The sequence below is a fragment of the Acetobacter papayae genome, from assembly GCF_047721125.1.
Lineage (GTDB): Bacteria > Pseudomonadota > Alphaproteobacteria > Acetobacterales > Acetobacteraceae > Acetobacter > Acetobacter papayae.
The window spans coordinates 14,974-32,170 of record NZ_JBDNWF010000010.1 but is presented as its reverse complement, the minus strand read 5'-3'; the positions used below and the strand labels follow the sequence as shown (position 1 = coordinate 32,170).

The 17,197-nt window shown below is 61.1% G+C and carries 14 protein-coding genes; 9 read left to right on the top strand and 5 right to left on the bottom strand.

The genetic code is table 11. The annotated features are described in order from the left end of the window. Positions 1–446, bottom strand: a 446-nt coding sequence (locus tag ABF757_RS05070) for a heme exporter protein CcmB (protein ID WP_415481200.1), incomplete at its 3' end; no start/stop codon positions are given. Next, positions 443–1,198, bottom strand: coding sequence for a heme ABC exporter ATP-binding protein CcmA (gene ccmA, locus ABF757_RS05065; RefSeq protein ID WP_415481199.1), 756 nt, complete (start codon positions 1,196–1,198; stop codon positions 443–445). The genes ccmA and ABF757_RS05070, both read right to left, overlap by 4 nt. Positions 1,199–1,528: 330 nt before the next feature. On the opposite strand from ccmA, the gene acnA reads away from it, so the two are divergent. The 4 genes from acnA to ABF757_RS05045 all read left to right on the top strand — a co-directional run bounded on the left by acnA (position 1,529) and on the right by ABF757_RS05045 (position 7,880). Then, the gene (acnA, locus tag ABF757_RS05060) at positions 1,529–4,222 is read left to right on the top strand and encodes an aconitate hydratase AcnA (RefSeq protein WP_415481198.1); all 2,694 of its coding nucleotides are present in this window, start codon (positions 1,529–1,531) and stop codon (positions 4,220–4,222) included. Between the two features lie 55 nt (positions 4,223–4,277). Beyond that, positions 4,278–5,048: an amino acid ABC transporter ATP-binding protein gene (locus ABF757_RS05055; protein WP_415481197.1), complete on the top strand. Its 771-nt coding sequence runs from the start codon at positions 4,278–4,280 to the stop codon at positions 5,046–5,048. Positions 5,049–5,167: 119 nt separating this feature from the next. Further along, complete coding sequence (locus ABF757_RS05050) at positions 5,168–6,697, top strand: ABC transporter substrate-binding protein/permease (protein WP_415481238.1); 1,530 nt, start codon at positions 5,168–5,170, stop codon at positions 6,695–6,697. A 256-nt stretch (positions 6,698–6,953) separates the two neighbouring features. Next, complete coding sequence (locus ABF757_RS05045) at positions 6,954–7,880, top strand: LysR family transcriptional regulator (protein WP_025860660.1); 927 nt, start codon at positions 6,954–6,956, stop codon at positions 7,878–7,880. 13 nt (positions 7,881–7,893) lie between these two features. Here the strand turns inward: ABF757_RS05045 and ABF757_RS05040 are convergent, their stop codons facing one another. From ABF757_RS05040 to ABF757_RS05030, 3 genes are all read right to left on the bottom strand, one after another. Further along, positions 7,894–8,856 (bottom strand): hypothetical protein, encoded by a 963-nt coding sequence (locus tag ABF757_RS05040; RefSeq protein ID WP_415481196.1) that lies wholly within the window; start codon positions 8,854–8,856, stop codon positions 7,894–7,896. 83 nt (positions 8,857–8,939) lie between these two features. Next, positions 8,940–10,217: an AAA family ATPase gene (locus ABF757_RS05035; RefSeq protein ID WP_415481195.1), complete on the bottom strand. Its 1,278-nt coding sequence runs from the start codon at positions 10,215–10,217 to the stop codon at positions 8,940–8,942. Beyond that, positions 10,214–10,786 carry a hypothetical protein gene (locus tag ABF757_RS05030; protein WP_415481194.1) on the bottom strand — a complete coding sequence of 191 codons (573 nt, stop codon included), beginning with the start codon at positions 10,784–10,786 and terminating at the stop codon, positions 10,214–10,216. Before ABF757_RS05030 ends, ABF757_RS05035 begins: the two co-directional genes overlap by 4 nt. Before the next feature lie 249 nt (positions 10,787–11,035). Here ABF757_RS05030 and rimP point away from each other — a divergent pair, with 249 nt between their 5' ends. From rimP to rbfA, 5 genes are read left to right on the top strand one after another with little or no spacing between them, the layout of a single operon-like run. After that, positions 11,036–11,602, top strand: a complete 567-nt coding sequence (rimP, locus tag ABF757_RS05025) for a ribosome maturation factor RimP (protein ID WP_415481237.1) — start codon at positions 11,036–11,038, stop codon at positions 11,600–11,602. Between the two features lie 30 nt (positions 11,603–11,632). Beyond that, on the top strand, positions 11,633–13,171 hold the full coding sequence (gene nusA, locus ABF757_RS05020; protein WP_415481193.1) for a transcription termination factor NusA: 1,539 nt from the start codon (positions 11,633–11,635) through the stop codon (positions 13,169–13,171). 14 nt (positions 13,172–13,185) lie between these two features. Beyond that, positions 13,186–13,851 carry an RNA-binding protein gene (locus ABF757_RS05015; protein ID WP_415481192.1) on the top strand — a complete coding sequence of 222 codons (666 nt, stop codon included), beginning with the start codon at positions 13,186–13,188 and terminating at the stop codon, positions 13,849–13,851. A 12-nt stretch (positions 13,852–13,863) separates the two neighbouring features. Beyond that, positions 13,864–16,551, top strand: a complete 2,688-nt coding sequence (gene infB / locus ABF757_RS05010; RefSeq protein ID WP_415481191.1) for a translation initiation factor IF-2 — start codon at positions 13,864–13,866, stop codon at positions 16,549–16,551. After that, positions 16,548–17,033, top strand: a complete 486-nt coding sequence (gene rbfA / locus ABF757_RS05005) for a 30S ribosome-binding factor RbfA (protein WP_025860670.1) — start codon at positions 16,548–16,550, stop codon at positions 17,031–17,033. Before infB ends, rbfA begins: the two co-directional genes overlap by 4 nt. The last annotated feature ends 164 nt before the right edge of the window (positions 17,034–17,197 follow it).

Below are 17,197 nucleotides of genomic sequence, written 5' to 3'. Positions count from 1 at the left end.
CCCATGCCCCCCATTAGCGACAGAACGAGCGACCCGAGTAACAGCCCCCCCAGCAGAACCGGCAGGGCCGCGCCGGGCAGGCCTAACATGGTGGCCAGTGGCCCTGCGGCCAGCAGCAGCGGCAGGCCGGTTGTCAGCCAGTGCGCGGTCATTTTGGCCAGCGCTACAAAGGCGGGCGGCAGGCCCAGCAGCATGAGCTGGTCGAGCGAGCCATCTTCCAGCTCTGCGCCAAACAGCCGGTCAAGCGGTAGCAGCGAGGCCAGAAGGGCACAGACCCAGATAATGCCCGGTGCCATGCGGCGCAGCAGTTCGGGCGAAGGCCCGAGCGAAAGCGGGAACAGGGTAGCCGTTACGATAAAGAACAGCACCGCCCCCAGCGTATCCGCGCCATGCCGCAAGGCCAGCCGCAGGTCACGCATGACAATGTGCCAGAATAGCGATGTCATGGGCGGTTTTCCTCGTCTTCGCTGGCAAGGGACCAGTGTGTCTCAGGCAGGATATTGCCCGTTATGGAGTCCATGGCGCCGGGCAGGGCCAGTGTGGCGGGGGATTCCAGCGGCAGGGGAACATGCGTGGTGGCAATGATAAGCCCCCCTCGTGCGCGATGGGCAGCCATGGCCTCACCCAGCAGGGCAATGGCTGCGGTATCCAGCCCCAGGCTGGGCTCATCCAGCAGCCAGAGTGGGGCTTGTGCGAGCAGCACGCGGGCCAGTGCCGTGCGGCGCTTCTGCCCGGCGGAGAGCAGGCGCGCGGGCAGGTCGGCCAGATGCACGAGGTCCATGGCCGCCAGTGCGGCAGGCAGGTCATACGGGCTTGTATAGGAATCGGTACTGCCGTCCTGCCTGCGGAGCTGGGCGGCAAGCTGCCCCGCTGCGGCAAACAGGCTCAGGTTTTCGCGCACGCTCAGGCCGGGTTTGAGTGCTTCCTGATGGCCCAGATAGGCAACGCGTCCGGCATGGGCGGCGCGGTCGTTCCGGGTGGGCTGGCCATACCAGAGCAGAGCGCCCGAATCCGGTTGGCGCAGCCCAGCTAGTACCCGCAGCAGGGTGGATTTGCCCGCACCGTTCGGCCCTGTCAGCAGCAGGGCCTCGCCCGTGTTCAGGCTCAGGCTGAGTGTATCGAGCACCAGCCTGTCGCCCCGGAAGACCATAAGGTCTTGCGCTACAAGGGCAGGCCTGTGTTGTGCGGAATCCGGCATGGCGTGCGGCAGGTGTGTGGTGGATTCACCCGGCGCGGCGGTGCCAGCAAGAGGCCTCTGACCTGACGGGGGAAGGGGCGGAGCGGCGGAGATAGGACTTCTCCTTATTGTTACCAAGGCAGGACTGGGAAAGCATGAAAGCTCTCGCTCTCGTGGTTGCTTACCCGCTTGTGCCTTTTACCAGTGCCGGTATGTTCTAGCCCCGACGGGATAGCAAGCCGATTGTCCGGCGCTGCCGGGTTTGACCGGACCGGACAAGGCATGACGCACCATGCGGCGGTGTCCTGAACGCATCACCAGCCATCGGCTGTGATCGGGGAGAGAACAACTATGAAATCGGTTGGGCACGATACACTCAAAACAGGCCGCACCCTTACGGTAGACGGCAAAACCTATCATTACTTCTCCATTCCGGAAGCGGCAAAGACCATTGGCGACGTCAGCCGTCTGCCGGTCTCGCTCAAGGTTCTGCTGGAGAACATCCTGCGTTTCGAGGATGGCCGCTCCTACAGCGTGGACGATGCCAAGGCCATTGCCGGCTGGCTACCAAAGGGGTGCAGCACTAAGGAAGTGCCTTTCAAGCCCTCCCGTATTCTTATGCAGGACTTCACCGGTGTTCCGGGTGTGGTTGACCTTGCAGCCATGCGCGACGGCATCGTGAACCTCAAGGGCGACCCGCAGAAGGTGAACCCGCTGGTGCCGGTCAATCTGGTGATCGACCATTCGGTGATGGTGGATTTTGCGGGCACGAAAGATGCCCTGCAGGAAAACATCACCCTCGAATTCGAACGTAATGCCGAGCGCTATGCCTTTCTGCGCTGGGGGCAGGAAGCGTTCGAGAACTTCTCCGTTGTGCCGCCTGATACTGGCATCTGCCATCAGGTGAACCTCGAATACATCGCGCAGGTGGCCTGGACGGCCAATGTCGGCGGCAAGGACTATGTCTACCCCGACTCCCTGTATGGCACGGACAGCCACACCACCATGATTAACGGTGCGGGCGTTCTGGGCTGGGGTGTGGGTGGTATCGAAGCGGAAGCGGCCATGCTGGGCCAGCCGATCGCGATGCTGATCCCTGATGTGATCGGTTTCCGCCTGACCGGTAAGCTGCCCGAAGGGGCGACCGCCACCGATCTGGTGCTGACCGTTACCCAGATGCTGCGCAAGAAAGGCGTGGTGGGCAAGTTTGTCGAGTTCTTTGGCCCTGCCCTTGACCATCTGCCCGTGGCCGACCGTGCGACCATCGCCAACATGGCTCCGGAATATGGCGCGACCTGCGGCTTCTTCCCGGTTGATGTGCTGACGCTGGACTTCCTGCGCCAGACCGGCCGTGACGAACACCGTATCAAGCTGGTGGAAGAATACCTGCGCGCGCAGGACATGTTCCGCACGAGTGAAACACCCGAGCCGGTGTTTACCGATATTCTGGAACTGGATCTGGGTAGTGTCGTACCGTCGCTCGCTGGCCCCAAGCGTCCGCAGGATCGTGTGGAACTGCGCAGCGCGAAGGTCGAGTTCGAAAAGGAACTGACAACTTCGCTCGGCGTACCCGCAGGCGAGGCAGACAAGAAGGTGCCGGTTGCAGGCACCAATTACGATCTGGGTCAGGGCGATATCGTCATCGCCGCCATTACCTCATGCACCAACACCTCCAACCCGGCGGTGCTGATTGCAGCGGGTCTGGTCGCACGCAAGGCGCGGGCTCTGGGCCTGACACCCAAGCCTTGGGTCAAGACCTCGCTCGCCCCCGGTTCGCTGGTGGTGACAGATTATCTGAACCGCTCCGGCCTTACGGCTGATCTGGATGCCATGGGTTTCAACACCGTGGGCTATGGCTGCACCACCTGCATTGGCAATTCCGGCCCGCTGCCGGGCCATATTGTCGATGCCATCGAGAACAATAACCTCGTGGCTGTGTCGGTGCTGTCGGGTAACCGTAACTTTGAGGGCCGCATTTCCCCCAACGTTCGCGCGAACTATCTGGCCAGCCCGCCGCTGGTTGTGGCGTATTCGCTGCTGGGCACCATGCGCAAGGATATCACCACGGAGCCACTGGGCACGTCCAAGGATGGCAAGCCGGTGTATCTGAAGGATATCTGGCCTTCCAACAAGGAAATTGCCGACCTGATCGCCTCCGCCATCTCGCGTGAGGAGTTCATCAAGCGTTATGCCAATGTGTCCAAGGGCACCAAGGAATGGCAGGGGCTCAAGGTCGTTACCGGGTCTGAAACCTATAGCTGGGACCCCAAGTCCACCTATGTGCAGGATCCGCCCTACTTTAAGGACATGGCGGTGGAGCCGGTCGCACCGGGCAATATCGAAGGTGCGCGCCTGCTTGCCCTGCTGGGCGACAACATCACCACCGATCATATTTCTCCCGCCGGTTCCATTAAAAAGGATTCCCCGGCCGGGCGTTATCTGATCGAGCATGGGGTCGATCCCAAGGACTTCAACTCCTACGGGTCACGTCGTGGTAATGACCGCATCATGGTACGTGGTACCTTTGCCAACATCCGTATCAAGAACGAGATGCTGCCGGGCACCGAAGGCGGGTATTCCAAGCACTTCCCTGACGGGAAGGAAGGCTCCATCTATGATGTGGCCATGGAATACAAGAAGGAAGGCGTGCCTCTGGTCGTGATTGGCGGCAAGGAATACGGCATGGGTTCCTCGCGTGACTGGGCGGCCAAAGGCACGTTGCTGCTGGGCGTCAAGGCCGTCGTGGCGGAAAGCTTCGAGCGTATTCACCGCTCCAATCTGGTGGGCATGGGCGTTCTGCCGCTGGTCTTCAAGCCCGGCACGGATCGCAAGACCCTCGGGCTGAAGGGCGATGAGACCATCAGCATCAAGGGCGTTGATAAACTCTCTCCCCGTATGGATGTGACCATGGTCATTACCCGTGCGGATGGTTCCACGCAGGACGTACCGCTTCTGTGCCGTGTCGATACTCTGGACGAGGTCGAATATTATAGGCATGGTGGCATCCTCCAGTACGTCTTGCGCGGGATGACGAAAGCTGCCTGACAGATTTTCTGCCCAGGGTGATATTCAAGCCACCGGCCCGGTTGATACCGGGCCGGTGGTTTGCGTTGAAGACCCTGTTGTTCTGCATGCAGAGCAGATTCATAAGAGCTTCGGCGAAGATGAAATTCTGGCCGGGGTTTCAATCGAGGTACGCAAGGGGGAGTTGGTTTCGATCATCGGCCCTTCAGGCTGTGGTAAATCCACATTTCTGCGCTGCCTGAATTTTCTTGAAAGACCTGACCGCGGGCGGGTGAGTGTGCTGGGTGTCAGCATCACCCGTGATGGCGGGCCGTGGCGGCGGGCGGATGAGCACGCGGCCCACAGGCTGCGAACCCATGTGGGCATGGTGTTCCAGAGCTTTAACCTGTTTCCTCACCTGACAGTGCTCGACAATGTTCTGCTGGCCCCCCGTGTGGTCAAGCGGGAGCGAACCGCCGTTATGAGGGATGAGGCCATGGCCCTGCTGGAAAAAGTGGGGCTGGGTCAGGTAGCGGGACGGTATCCGGTTTCGCTGTCGGGCGGGCAGCAGCAGCGGGCCGCCATTGCCCGCGCATTGGCCATGCGTCCTGAAATTATGCTGTATGATGAACCCACTTCCGCCCTTGATCCCATCGTGGCCGAGGAAGTGCTGGGGGTCATGCGCACGCTGGATGATGAAGGCATGACCCAGATTGTCGTTACCCATGACATGCGTTTTGCCCGCCTTGCATCCGATATCGTCATTTACATGGATGCTGGCCATGTGGTTGAGGCGGCCCCGCCGGAGGAGCTGTTCGTCAACCCGCAGGATGAACGAACCCGACGCTTCCTGAGAACCGTATTATGAGGCAGCCTATGCCTGTTTGCGAGCCTGATGGTGCGCGAGGGATGATTTCTGACCCGCGATACGGTCATGCCGTATTTTCGGCTCCTGTGCTGGCGACTGCATGGGGTGCTGCCCTGCGCATGACCGGTCTGGTGCTTATGGTGTGGCTTGTCGCGGCGGGGCTTTTGCCCGGCGGGCGGGCTATGGCGGCGCAAGACAAAGCCGCAGCCCAGCAGACCGTGCGATGGGCCGCCGATTCATCGGCCGATGTGCCCTATACCTTCCACGACCCCGCCAAGCCTGAACGGTTGACCGGGTTCGAATACGATCTGATGCAGGAAATGCAGCGGCATATGGGTGTGCCGTTCCAGTTCGTGCAGAACGATTGGGACGGGCTGATTCCCGGCCTGCAGCGCGGCCTGTATGAAATGGTCATCTGCGGGATCGAGATGACCGCCGAGCATGCCGATTCGATTGATTTCAGTGACCCCTATTACGTCACATCCGAGCGGCTGACTGTCCGCCGCAAGGGGCCACAGCTTACCACTCTGGCCTCGCTGTCCGGCCATGCCGTGGGCACGCTCAAGGATACGCAGGCCGCCCAGATTCTGGGGCGCAATCCCAATGTGGAACTGCGCACCTATGAAGAGGAAAGCGACGCGTTCATGGATCTCGTGAACGGTCGCACGGATGCGGTTCTGCTCGATGGCCCCATCGCCAAATATTATGGAGATACAAACCCGGCCCTGCATGTGGTGGGAGAACCGATCGGGCGGGTGGAATACGGTATTGCTTTCGAAAAGGGGCAGAATGAGGCCCTGCGTGGCAGGGTGAATGCTGCACTTGCGGCCATGCGCACGGATGGCACCCTCCACCGCGTGCTGGCGCGGTGGGACCTGTGGACCCCCGAAATGGTGCAGTTGACCGGCGATGACAGCGTGCTGGATATCCCGCCCACGGCATTTTATTCCTATGTGGCTGAAATTCAGGGCAAAACCGGCTGGCGCGTGAAGCTTGAGCGTTATGTGGGCTTTATTCCGCAGCTTGTTCGCGCCGCATGGCTGACCCTGTTGGTGTCTCTCAGCGCCATGGTGCTGGCTGTGGCTCTGGGGCTGGTGCTGGCGCTGGTGCGTCTGTACGGCCCAGCGCCGCTTGCGTGGCTGGCCGCCTGTTATGTCGAGATCGTACGCGGCACGCCTTTGCTTATTCAGGTGCTACTGATTTTCTATGGTCTACCGCAATGCGGGGTGAACCTGACACCGTTTGTGGCGGGTGTGATCAGCCTTGGTATGAACTACGCCGCCTATGAGGCCGAAAATTACCGGGCCGGGCTGCAATCCGTAGCCTTTGGGCAGACGGAAGCCGCAATGGCGCTGAACATGACGCATGCACAGGCCCTGCGCTATGTGGTGGTGCCGCAGGCATTCCGTCTGGTCATGCCGGTCATGACCAATGACTTTATTTCCCTGCTCAAGGATTCCTCACTTGTTAGTGTGATTACCCTGACAGAACTCACCCAGACCTATATCCGCCTGTCTTCCACCTATTTCGATTATTTCGGAACGGGGCTGATGGTGGGGCTGGCCTATCTCCTGTTGGGGCTGCCTTTCGTGCGGCTGGCCAAACTGGCGGAGCGTAGGTTGGCATCCCCTCATACGCGGCGTCGCTAGATTAAAGCGGTCTGGCTTATGCGTCTGGCGCATGGGCCGTATGGGGCCAGCCGGGGGGCGGATGTATTGTCTCACATTCCGGCTTGCTGCAAAACAAAACGGTAAACCGGACCTGTCGCCTCTGGTTCTGGGGGCGTGCAGGGGGGCGGATTGTTGTTGCGCCATGGCATTGAAGTAGGGCGGGCGCGGCACGGTCCGGCGGATTGGGCGGCATTGTGCCGGTCTGGCCGCGTTCTGGGGAATAGACCGGGTATCCATGGACCTACTTTCTGCGCTCCATAGCTTTGTGCGCGTTGCCGCAACAGGCTCTTTTTCCGCTGTCTCGCGTGAGACGGGGGTTAGTCAACCCACCATTTCCCGGCATATTGCCCTGCTTGAAAGCCATTACGGCACAACGCTGTTTGCCCGGACAACCCGCAGCCTGACCATGACGGAAGATGGCCGCAGCCTTCTGCCGCATGCGTACGAAGTGCTGGAAATTCTCGAAACGGCGGAAACCGTTCTGGGGCGCAGGCGTGCATCGGTTTCCGGTCTGGTGCGGCTGGGCGTTACCACGGCGTTCGGCCTGTGCCTGAGCCGCAGGCTGGGCGAATTGCTGGACCGCCACCCCGACCTGTCAGTCGAAATTGTCATGCGCGACGCGTTTGGCGATCTGGTGGAGGAAGGGCTGGACCTTGCGGTGCGCGTGGGCGAAATCGCTGTGGGTTCGCTTATTGCGCGCAAGTTGGGCATGGTGCGTAAATGTCTGGTGGCATCGCCTGACTGCATGGCGCGCTACCACATGCCCGAACACCCGCGGGAACTGACCAATTACCCCGGTGTTGTCTATAATTACGGCAGTAGCTGGCTGGACTGGAATTTCGAGCGCGATGGCGAGGAAAGCGTGATTGCGCCCAGCGCCGTATTCCGTGCCAATACCAGCGAGGCTGTCCTGTACGCAGTGGAAGCTGGGCTCGGCATCGGGCTTCTGCCTCATTTTCAGGTTCGGGATGCACTCAGGGAGGGCCGTCTTGTCCGGCTTTTCCCGGACTGGAATATTCCGTCCCTGCCGTTCTATGCCGTGCATACCGGCCCGCGCACTCTGCCGCTGCGCACCCGCACCGTGCTGGACTTCCTGATTGATGTATCAGCCGACGTATTGCGCGATGATCCACCAGAGGTACTGGCACCCGCAATGGCCTGAAGAACGGGCGGCGTTAGCCCCGGAATCCGGGGTCTTCCGCCGCTGAAGCGGGTGGCGTTACCTGCTGGCCCTCGAACGCCTTCAGCAGGTAGGGCGACCAGTCCTGAATCCACTCATTGGTGCGCTGTACAAAATCAGAGACAGCAGCCGAATCCCGCATGCCGGTCCGTGTCCAGTTTTCCGGCGCGCCGGGTGCGCGGGTGCTGCCGGGTGGGGCCGGGCTGGTGAGCAGATGCACGCTCAGAAAATCGGCACGGGAATCCGGCGCGCGTTTTTCAATCCGATTCCATGCCGCATCCACCAGCACGCTGGGCAGCGTGTAGCCCTGAATATTCAGTCGCTCTACCGCCGCAGGAATAAAGAAGGGCGAGCTTACCAACTGCTGCAGGGCCGGGTCGGACGTCAGGAAAAACCCGTTGACGATTCGTATGGGCGAGGTGAGCCAGCATTCCGAATGGCTGCCATCCATTGGCTGTGAGCGGGTCATGAAGGCAAAGGAGCTGGTGCACTGCCCCTGAATGGGCATGGTGTCCGCCATGGGCAGCGATTGTGAGGTGCCCTGCAAAATCAGCAGGCCCGTTACGATTCCATCATTCGTGCGTACATAGATGGCAGTCATGATTTCGCCGTGGGAAAGATCATCCTGATAGGTCAGTAGCGGGTGCCACTTGCCTGCGGGCAGCGGAATATCCTTGCCGATAAACGAAACCCGGCCTTCCATCTGGGCATCGACCGGGGGTACGGAAATGGTGCGGTGATCATCCTGCGGGTGGAGTGCGTCATCACCATCCGTGCCGCTTTGCCCCCCCATGCCTAGTGCATGCTGGATGCGCGATGTCAGCCCGGTATAGGCGGGCAGGCTGCTGGCCAGCCATGGGGCGGGCACCAGAACACTCAGGGCAGTGGTAACGCCGGTGGCCAGCACGGTGGCGCGCCATAACGGCGCACGGCGCCACAAGCGGGTGAAAGCGGACATCCGGTAAACCTAGAAACAGGCCCGCGTGTGCGCGAGCAGAACAGACAGGGGTAGCACGCCAGATATCAGGGCGATTTCTGGCATCAGGGCGTAAGGCGGGGCGAGAGCGAGTCAGACCGGCTACCGCCCGCAGCTTTGGCGGCAACCGTGCCGTCTTCTTCCTTGACCAGACGCACCATGCTGGCCCCCTGCTGGCGGGCGATAATCAGGGATTCGCTGATCATGTCTTCCACACCACGGGCGAGATCGCGGGCAGATGCAGCATCGCCCATACGGCTCATGCGGCGCATGATATCCATCAGCAGGGCCGCGTCGATTCCGCCGGTTTCGACCTTCAGCCCGTAGCTTTCGATCATGTTTTCGATTTCCAGCGCCGCGACACGGGCAATGTCGAGTCCCTGTAGCGGGCGGAAAACAAAAATGCGGTCGAGCCGGTTCAGCACTTCGGGGGCGAAGCCTGCCTGACGCAGGGCTTCTACCGATTCGGCGCGCATGCGGTCGGGGTCGTCCTGCAGGCGGCGGGCAATATCGGCCAGTGCTTCCGTAGCAATGTTGGAGGTCAGAATAAAAATGGCCCGCACGGTTGAGACTTGCTGCCCGGTGGAGGCTTCGGTCACATGGCCGTCGTTCCAAGCGGTCAGGAATTTCTTGAAAACATCCGGGTGGGCTTTTTCGATTTCATCGAGCAGCACCACGGCATCGGGCTTTTCCTGCAGGCCGCCGGTCAGCTTGCCGTAGGTGTCAGAGCCGACATAGCCCTTGGGCGAGCCGAAAAGCTGCGTTGCAGCATGGGGGCTGCTCATCTGCGTCATGTCGAAATGCAGCAAGGGGCGGTCAAGCTGGCGTGAAAGCTGCTTGGCCAGATAGGTCTTGCCGGTGCCGGGCGGGCCTGCGAGCAGGAAAATGCCAACAGGCTTGCCCCGTACCTGCAACGCCAGACGGCGGCGGAGCTGGGTTGCCATATCTTCGCATACCTGATCCTGCCCGATTACGCGGGCGCGCAGATTCGCGGCCAGTTCCTCGGCGTCGATCGTGGTTTCGCGCTGCTCGCGTGCCAGCATTTCTTCAAGGGCGGCGCGGTTGGTCAGTCTGGCAAGAACATCCATGATAAAGCCCCGTCGGCGGAGAAGGCCCTTGCGGGCGATTTTTTCAGAGCGCGTTTCAAACAGCAGACCGGCAATACTGAATGCCAGTCCTGTTGCTGCCAGTGCCGGCCATATGGCCGCACCCCATTGCAGAACGTGTAAAAGTCCATGCAGGGACAGGTGCAGCGAAATGGCGATCTGGATGCTGGCCAGCACCAGAAAGATGACCATCATCAGCGGCATGAACCGGTTCAGCGTGGGCATAAGGTCTTTCATTGCGCGATAACCGAAACATGCAGATGTTGCCCATTGGAGAGTGGCGGCAGAACCTGCGGGCCAAAAGCGGTAATAATGCCGCTATTGATGCCCGTTACCCCTTGGGATGAAAGGCCTACAATATCGACGCTGCCCGCCATGGCAATGGGCAGGATGACCGTTGTAGGCGTGGCACTCAGGGGAACCGTGCGCTGCCATGGGCCACAGAGCACGCTGACGGTGCCCCCTGTGCCTGCGGCATCGTAAATGGGCATGGCCAGCAGCCGCAGATCGCGCCGTTTGACGGCGGCCAGAATATCCGCCTGCTCCTTGGCCGAGTAGCCCGAGGCCGCGAGGGCCTGCGCCGCCTGTTCGGGGGCGATCATACGCAGCGGCATGGCGGACTGGCCCTGCACATCCTGCGCAGCGTTATCCTGTGTCGCATCAGTCTGTTTGGCCGGGGCCATGGCGTGGAAACCGGCCCACCCGGCGGCCATAAGACAGAACGCGGCTCCAAGCATGACCGCTCGCCCGCTGCGGGGCTGTATGGCGGGCTGGGGTGTTGGTGCGGGGTCGGCCGGTTTGTTCATGCGTGTATCAGCCTCCACGCTGAGCCGTTGCAAATATGCAGCATCATCATGCCAAAATCATGGCGATATTGTAGCACCGAACAGCAGATTTTTCTTCCTCTTGCGGTTTGGGGGCAGGTGTTCTAGAGAGAGCTTCATCCTTCTTCAATTCAGCCAAAAGTTTCGGGGGGTGGCCTTGACGGGCCGCCTGATTTTGCATTGGACACAGATCTTTCCGCCCATGGTGGCCTTGAAGGCCGCCTAGCCGCCATGATTTCCCCTGCTATTGAGGCAATGGGGTATGAGGTCGTGCGTGTGGCGGTGCTCGGGCGTGAGCGCCCAACCGTGCAGATCATGGCCGACCGGGCTGATGGCATGCTGATCAATGTCGAGGATTGTGAGCGCATCAGCCATGCGGTTGGCGCGGTCATGGACGTGGAAGACCCGATTCCCGGTGCATGGACGCTGGAAGTGTCCTCCGCAGGGATTGACCGTCCGCTGACCCGCGCCAAGGATTGGGAACGTTTTGCTGGCCATCAGGCCCGCGCGGAAATGCTGGTGCCCCTCGACGGGCGGCGGCGTTTTGCCGGTGTGGTGCTGGGCTGCGATGGCACGGCCGCACGTATGCGGCTGGATGACGGTTCGGAAGTGGCGCTGCCGCTGGGCGAAATTCGCCGCGCACGTCTGGTTCTGACCGATGCGTTGATCGAGGCCAGCGCGCAAATGGCCCGTCCCGCCACCGAAGGGGAAATCCCCGAGGTGAACGGGCAGGATGATACAGACATGGATGGGGAGGGGCCGCAGGCCTCTGGCCCGTCCGGTCGCAAGGTGCATTGATGGCGCTGCCTGTTTTGGAGAGCTGAGAGCATGGATACCTCTGTTTCCCGTCCTGAACTGCTGTTGGTGGCGGACGCCGTCTCGCGCGAGAAAGGCATTGAGCGTGAAGAGGTTCTGGAGGCCATGGAGCAGGCCATCCAGAAAGCCGGACGCGCCAAATACGGGCACGAAAAAGACATTCGCGCCACGATCGACCGCCGCTCGGGCGAGGTTCGCCTGTCCCGCTGGACGGAAGTGGTGGATCAGGTCGAAAATGAAGATACGCAGATCGCCCTGTCGATTGCGCAGCGCTTCCGCCCTGAAATTCAGGCTGGCGAATATCTGATCGATCCGCTGCCGCCGATCGATTTCGGGCGTATTGCGGCCCAGACCGCCAAGCAGGTGATTGTCCAGCGCGTGCGTGAATATGAGCGCAAGCGCCAGTACAACGAGTTCAAGGACCGCGTGGGCGAAATCGTCAACGGCACGGTCAAGCGCACCGAATACGGCAACCTTCTGGTCGAGATCGGTTCTGCCGAAGCGCTGCTGCGGCGTGATGAACTGATCCCGCGTGAGACGTTCCGTAACTCTGATCGCGTGCGTGCCTATATCTACGATGTGCGTGACGAGACGCGTGGCCCGCAGGTTTTCCTGTCCCGTACGCATCCGGCGTTCCTTGCTAAGCTGTTTGCGCAGGAAGTGCCTGAAATCTACGACGGCATCATCGAAATCAAGGCCGTGGCGCGTGACCCCGGTTCGCGTGCGAAAATGGCCGTGATCTCGCGTGATGCCTCGATCGACCCGGTGGGGGCCTGCGTTGGTATGCGTGGTTCACGCGTGCAGGCGGTTGTGGCCGAACTGCAGGGCGAGAAAATCGACATCATTCCGTGGAGCCCGCAGGCTGCGACCTTCGTGGTGAATGCGCTGGCTCCGGCTGAAGTCAGCAAGGTGGTGATGGATGAGGAAGCCGGGCGCGTCGAGGTTGTCGTGCCGGATGACCAGCTTTCCCTCGCTATCGGCCGTCGTGGGCAGAACGTGCGTCTGGCCAGCCAGCTGACCCGTTGGGATATCGATATTCTGACCGAAGCCGAGGAATCGGAACGCCGTCAGGAAGAATTCCGCCGCCGGACCGCACAGTTTGTTGAAGCGCTGGATGTGGATGACGTGATCGCGGGCCTGCTCGTGACCGAAGGCTACCACAGTGTCGAGGAACTGGCTTATGCCGATCCTGACGAACTGGGGGGAATCGAAGGCTTTGACGAATCGGTCGTGCAGGAGCTGATGCAGCGCGCTGAAGCCTATCTGGTGCGGCAGGAAGAAAAGCTGGACGACCGCCGCCGTGAGCTTGGCGTTGTCGACGAGATCGCAGGTCTGGGCGTGTTTACGAATCAGATGCTTGTGACATTGGGCGAAAAGGGTGTAAAAAGCCTCGATGACTTGGCCGATCTGGCAGGTGATGAACTGGTCGAGCTTCTCGGGGCTGATGCCGTTGATGAAGAAGCCGCCAACGAAATTGTCATGGCAGCACGCGCGCACTGGTTTGATGGTGACGCAGGAAAGTCCCCTGAGAGCCAGGACGGCAACGCCTGAAGGCTGACGCCGGAGTGAGTGTGGAGAGCCACCCCGAAGGGGAGGGGCCTGAGGCCCTGACCCTTGCGGATGAACGGAAAGCCAGTCATAGACGCTGTGTTCTGACGCGCGAGCAGGGGCAGCCCGAACTTATGGTTCGGTTTGTTCTCTCGCCCGGCGGGGTTGTGGTGCCTGATCTGGATGCGCGTCTGCCGGGACGGGGAATCTGGTTGAGTGCCCGGCGGGATGTGATAGAACAGGCCCGCGCCAAGGGGGTGTTTTCCCGTGCGGCGCGTGCACAGGTGGTTGTGCCGGAAGATTTGCTCTCCCAAGTGGAAGCGGGTCTGGCCCGGCGAATGATCGAGGTTGTCGGGCTGGCGCGAAGAGCCGGTCAGGCGGTCAGTGGTTTCGTCAAGGCGCGTGAATGGGTAACCCAGCGTAAGGCTGGTGTTGTTGTTCACGCTCGAGACGGAAGCCAGGAGGAGCTTGAGCGCCTGCTTTCAGGACGGCGCGATACTCCTGTTGTCGATGCGTTGACATCCGAGGATCTGGCAAAGGTTTTCGGGCGTGAGCGTGTTGTGAATGTGGCGCTGGCAGCCGGCGGGCTGGCTACGCGGTTGTGTTGTGAAAACAAGCGTTTTACGGGAGTGGCGCAAGCGCGCCTCCTGGGTTCACCGGACCTTTCCGGCGGACGGGTTTGAACAGGCGGATCAATGAGCGAAGGCAAGGATCAGGATCAGGGCAAGGGACGTCTGTCCCTTCGACCGGCAGGACGTTCGGAGGTCGGGCGTACGGTCGATGCCGGGTCCGTGCGACAGAGTTTCAGTCATGGCCGCTCCAAGGTTGTGCAGGTTGAGGTGCGCAAAAAGCGTGGCGCCAACCCTGCTGGAGCGGGTGGCCGTTCGGGTGGTGCGCGTGCAGGTGCAGGGCGGACGCTGACAGCGGCCGAACTGGCCATGCGTCAGCGCGTGCTGGACGAGCAGAAAAAAGAAGCGGAACTGGCTGCCCAGCGTGAAGCTGCTCAGCGTGAAGCCGAAAAGATCCGTATCCTGTCCGCAGCGGAAGAAGCCCGCCGTAAGGAAGAGGAAGACAAGCGCGCTGCTGAGGAAGCCCAGGCCGAACGTGAGGCCGAGGAAGAGGCAGAGCGCAAGGCCCGGATCGATGCGATCCGCCCGCTTGAAATGAAGGCGCCCGTTGTTTCGGCCGTGCCCATTCCGGGTGAAGTCACGCTGGCACCGCCGGTCGGGCGTCTGCGCCCGCTGGCCGAACGTGCTATCATGCCTGCCAAGCCGCTGCGTCCGACACCCGCGCCTGCCAGCCGCCCTGCGGCTGATGCGGCGGGTGCCGCCGATAAGGACGGTGCCGCCCAGACCCTGCGCCTGCGTGGTGGACGTGGTGCCGAGAGTGAAGACGAGCAGCGTCGCAGCAGCCCGTCTCGCAAGGTGGTGCCGAGCAACCGCAAGAGCAACAGCGGCGGTCGCAAGACTGATACCGGTGGTGGGCGTCGTGCGGGTCGTATTGACGTGCAGGCCGCGATCGAAGGGGATGACGACAAGACCCGTTCGCTCGCCTCCGTGCGTCGTCAGCGTGAACGTGAACGCCGTCAGGCCGAACTGGAACGCCTGCGCTCCGATCAGGTGAAGGTCGTGCGCGACGTTATTCTGCCCGAAACGATTACGGTGCAGGAACTCGCCAACCGTATGGCCGCCCGTCAGGGTGAGGTTATCAAGGCGCTCATGAAAATGGGTGTCATGGCGACGGTAACGCAGTCGATCGATGCCGATACGGCGGAACTGGTGGTGGAAGAATTCGGCCACCGCGTGCGCCGTGTGTCCGAAGCCGACGTAGAACTGGGTATCGAGGGTGTGGAAGATACGCCTGAGGAAATGGTTCTGCGTGCGCCTGTTGTGACGGTCATGGGTCATGTCGACCACGGCAAGACCTCTCTGCTCGATGCGCTGCGCACCACGGATGTGGCTGCTGGCGAAGCGGGTGGCATTACCCAGCATATCGGTGCCTATCAGGTTACGCTGGCTTCGGGCTCGAAGATCACCTTCCTTGATACACCCGGACATGAAGCGTTTACGGCCATGCGTGCCCGTGGCGCGTCCATGACCGACGTGGTGGTGCTGGTGGTGGCAGCGGATGACGGCGTGATGCCGCAGACGATCGAAGCCATCAAGCATGCCAAGGCCGCCAATGTGCCGATGATTGTTGCCATCAACAAGATCGACAAGCCCGGTGCGAAGCCTGAACGGGTCTGCCAGGAACTGCTCCAGCACGAGATCGTGGTGGAATCCCTCGGCGGCGATGTGCAGGATATTCAGGTCTCGGCTCTCAAGCGGACTGGTCTGGATAAGCTGGAAGAAGCCATTCTGCTTCAGGCGGAAATTCTGGAACTGCGGGCTAACCCCGATCGTCCGGGCGAAGGCTCCGTGATCGAAAGCCGTCTGGATCGTGGCCGTGGCTCCGTTGCTTCGGTGCTGGTCCAGAAGGGCACCCTGCGCAAGGGCGATATCGTTGTGGCCGGGTCCGAATGGGGTCGTGTCCGTGCACTGGTCAATGACCACGGTGCACAGGTGGATGCGGCTGGCCCGTCTATGCCGGTGGAAATTCTTGGTCTGTCCGGTGTGCCGGCGGCTGGGGCACCGTTTGTGGTGGTCGATAACGAAAACCGTGCGCGTGAAATTTCCGAGTTCCGTCAGCGTAAGCTCAAGGAACATCAGGTAGCCGGTCAGGTTGCCGCACGCGGCACGCTTGATCAGATGCTGGCCCGTATTCAGGCAGGCGATCAGAAGGAAGTTTCCGTTCTGATCAAGGCCGACGTGCAGGGTTCGGCTGAAGCGCTCCAGGTTACGGTGCTGAAACTGGCCAATGAGGAAGTGGGCGTACGCGTTCTCAACGCCTCGGTCGGCCAGATTACGGAAAGCGACGTGCAGCTTGCCAAGGCGTCTGACGCCGTTATCGTGGCGTTCAATGTGCGCGCCACGGTGCAGGCTCGCCAGCTTGCGCAGCGTGAAGGTGTCGATATCCGCTACTACTCCATCATCTATCAGGTGGCGGACGATGTGGAAGCACTGGTGCGCGGCAAGCAGGCGCCCAAGCATCGCGAGAAGTTCCTTGGCTATGCCGAAATCCGCAGGGTTTTCGAAATCAGCAAGATCGGCAAGGTCGCGGGTTGCTATGTTACCGAAGGCGTGGTCAAGCGCGGTTGCGGCGTGCGTCTGCTGCGTGATGGCGTTGTGATCCATGAAGGTGACCTGAGCCAGCTCAAGCGCTTCAAGGACGATGTCAAGGAAGTGGCGCGCTCGTACGAATGCGGCCTGTCTTTTGCCGGGTATAATGACCTGCGCGAAGGCGATGTCGTTGAGTGCTTCGAAAGCGAACTGGTTCCGGCATGAGCCGACGGAACGGAACAAACGGCAAGACTGGAGGACCGGCGGGGTATCTCGCCGGTCTTTCAACATCAGGCCCCTCACAGCGCCAGTTGCGCGTAGGTGAGGAAGTCCGGCGTGTGTTGGCCGAAGTCTTTGCGCGTTCGGCTTTTCGTGATCCCGAACTGGCTGGTGTGTCCATTACCGTGACAGAAGTCCGGCTTTCGCCCGATTTCCGGCATGCCACGGTTTTTGTCACCCGTCTGGGCCGGAGCGATGTCGAGGTTCTGCTGCCAGCTCTCAAGCGGGTAGCTCCTTGGCTGCGTACGCAGCTTGCCCACACCCTGCGGATCCGTACGGTGCCGGAGCTGCATTTTCAGGCCGATACGGCGCTGGATACGGCCATGCATGTCGATACGCTACTGCGTCTGCCCGAGGTCCAGCGTGACCTTGGCTCCGAAGCGGCTGACGAGGTCGATGAGGATGACGAGGAAGATACCGCGCGCTGAACCGCGTGCGGTAGTCTTACGGTTTTATCCATACGCTGTGGCCCGGCTGGGTCTGCTCAGGTTTTTTCCACATCATATAGCCCCGTGGGCCTTGCCCGAGTTGGCCCTGCGGGATTTCGCGTTCCGGCAGAGGCTAGGTGCTTGGGCCTTTGTGTGCTAGAACA

Excerpts from the sequence above, each read along its gene's own strand:
- ccmA (WP_415481199.1), bottom strand. The coding sequence starts at position 1,198 with ATGCCGGATTCCGCACAACACAGGCCTGCCCTTGTAGCGCAAGACCTT.
- acnA (WP_415481198.1), top strand. The coding sequence starts at position 1,529 with ATGAAATCGGTTGGGCACGATACACTCAAAACAGGCCGCACCCTTACG.
- ABF757_RS05050 (WP_415481238.1), top strand. The coding sequence starts at position 5,168 with ATGACCGGTCTGGTGCTTATGGTGTGGCTTGTCGCGGCGGGGCTTTTG.
- ABF757_RS05045 (WP_025860660.1), top strand. The coding sequence starts at position 6,954 with ATGGACCTACTTTCTGCGCTCCATAGCTTTGTGCGCGTTGCCGCAACA.
- ABF757_RS05040 (WP_415481196.1), bottom strand. The coding sequence starts at position 8,856 with ATGTCCGCTTTCACCCGCTTGTGGCGCCGTGCGCCGTTATGGCGCGCC.
- ABF757_RS05035 (WP_415481195.1), bottom strand. The coding sequence starts at position 10,217 with ATGAAAGACCTTATGCCCACGCTGAACCGGTTCATGCCGCTGATGATG.
- ABF757_RS05030 (WP_415481194.1), bottom strand. The coding sequence starts at position 10,786 with ATGAACAAACCGGCCGACCCCGCACCAACACCCCAGCCCGCCATACAG.
- rimP (WP_415481237.1), top strand. The coding sequence starts at position 11,036 with ATGATTTCCCCTGCTATTGAGGCAATGGGGTATGAGGTCGTGCGTGTG.
- nusA (WP_415481193.1), top strand. The coding sequence starts at position 11,633 with ATGGATACCTCTGTTTCCCGTCCTGAACTGCTGTTGGTGGCGGACGCC.
- infB (WP_415481191.1), top strand. The coding sequence starts at position 13,864 with ATGAGCGAAGGCAAGGATCAGGATCAGGGCAAGGGACGTCTGTCCCTT.
- rbfA (WP_025860670.1), top strand. The coding sequence starts at position 16,548 with ATGAGCCGACGGAACGGAACAAACGGCAAGACTGGAGGACCGGCGGGG.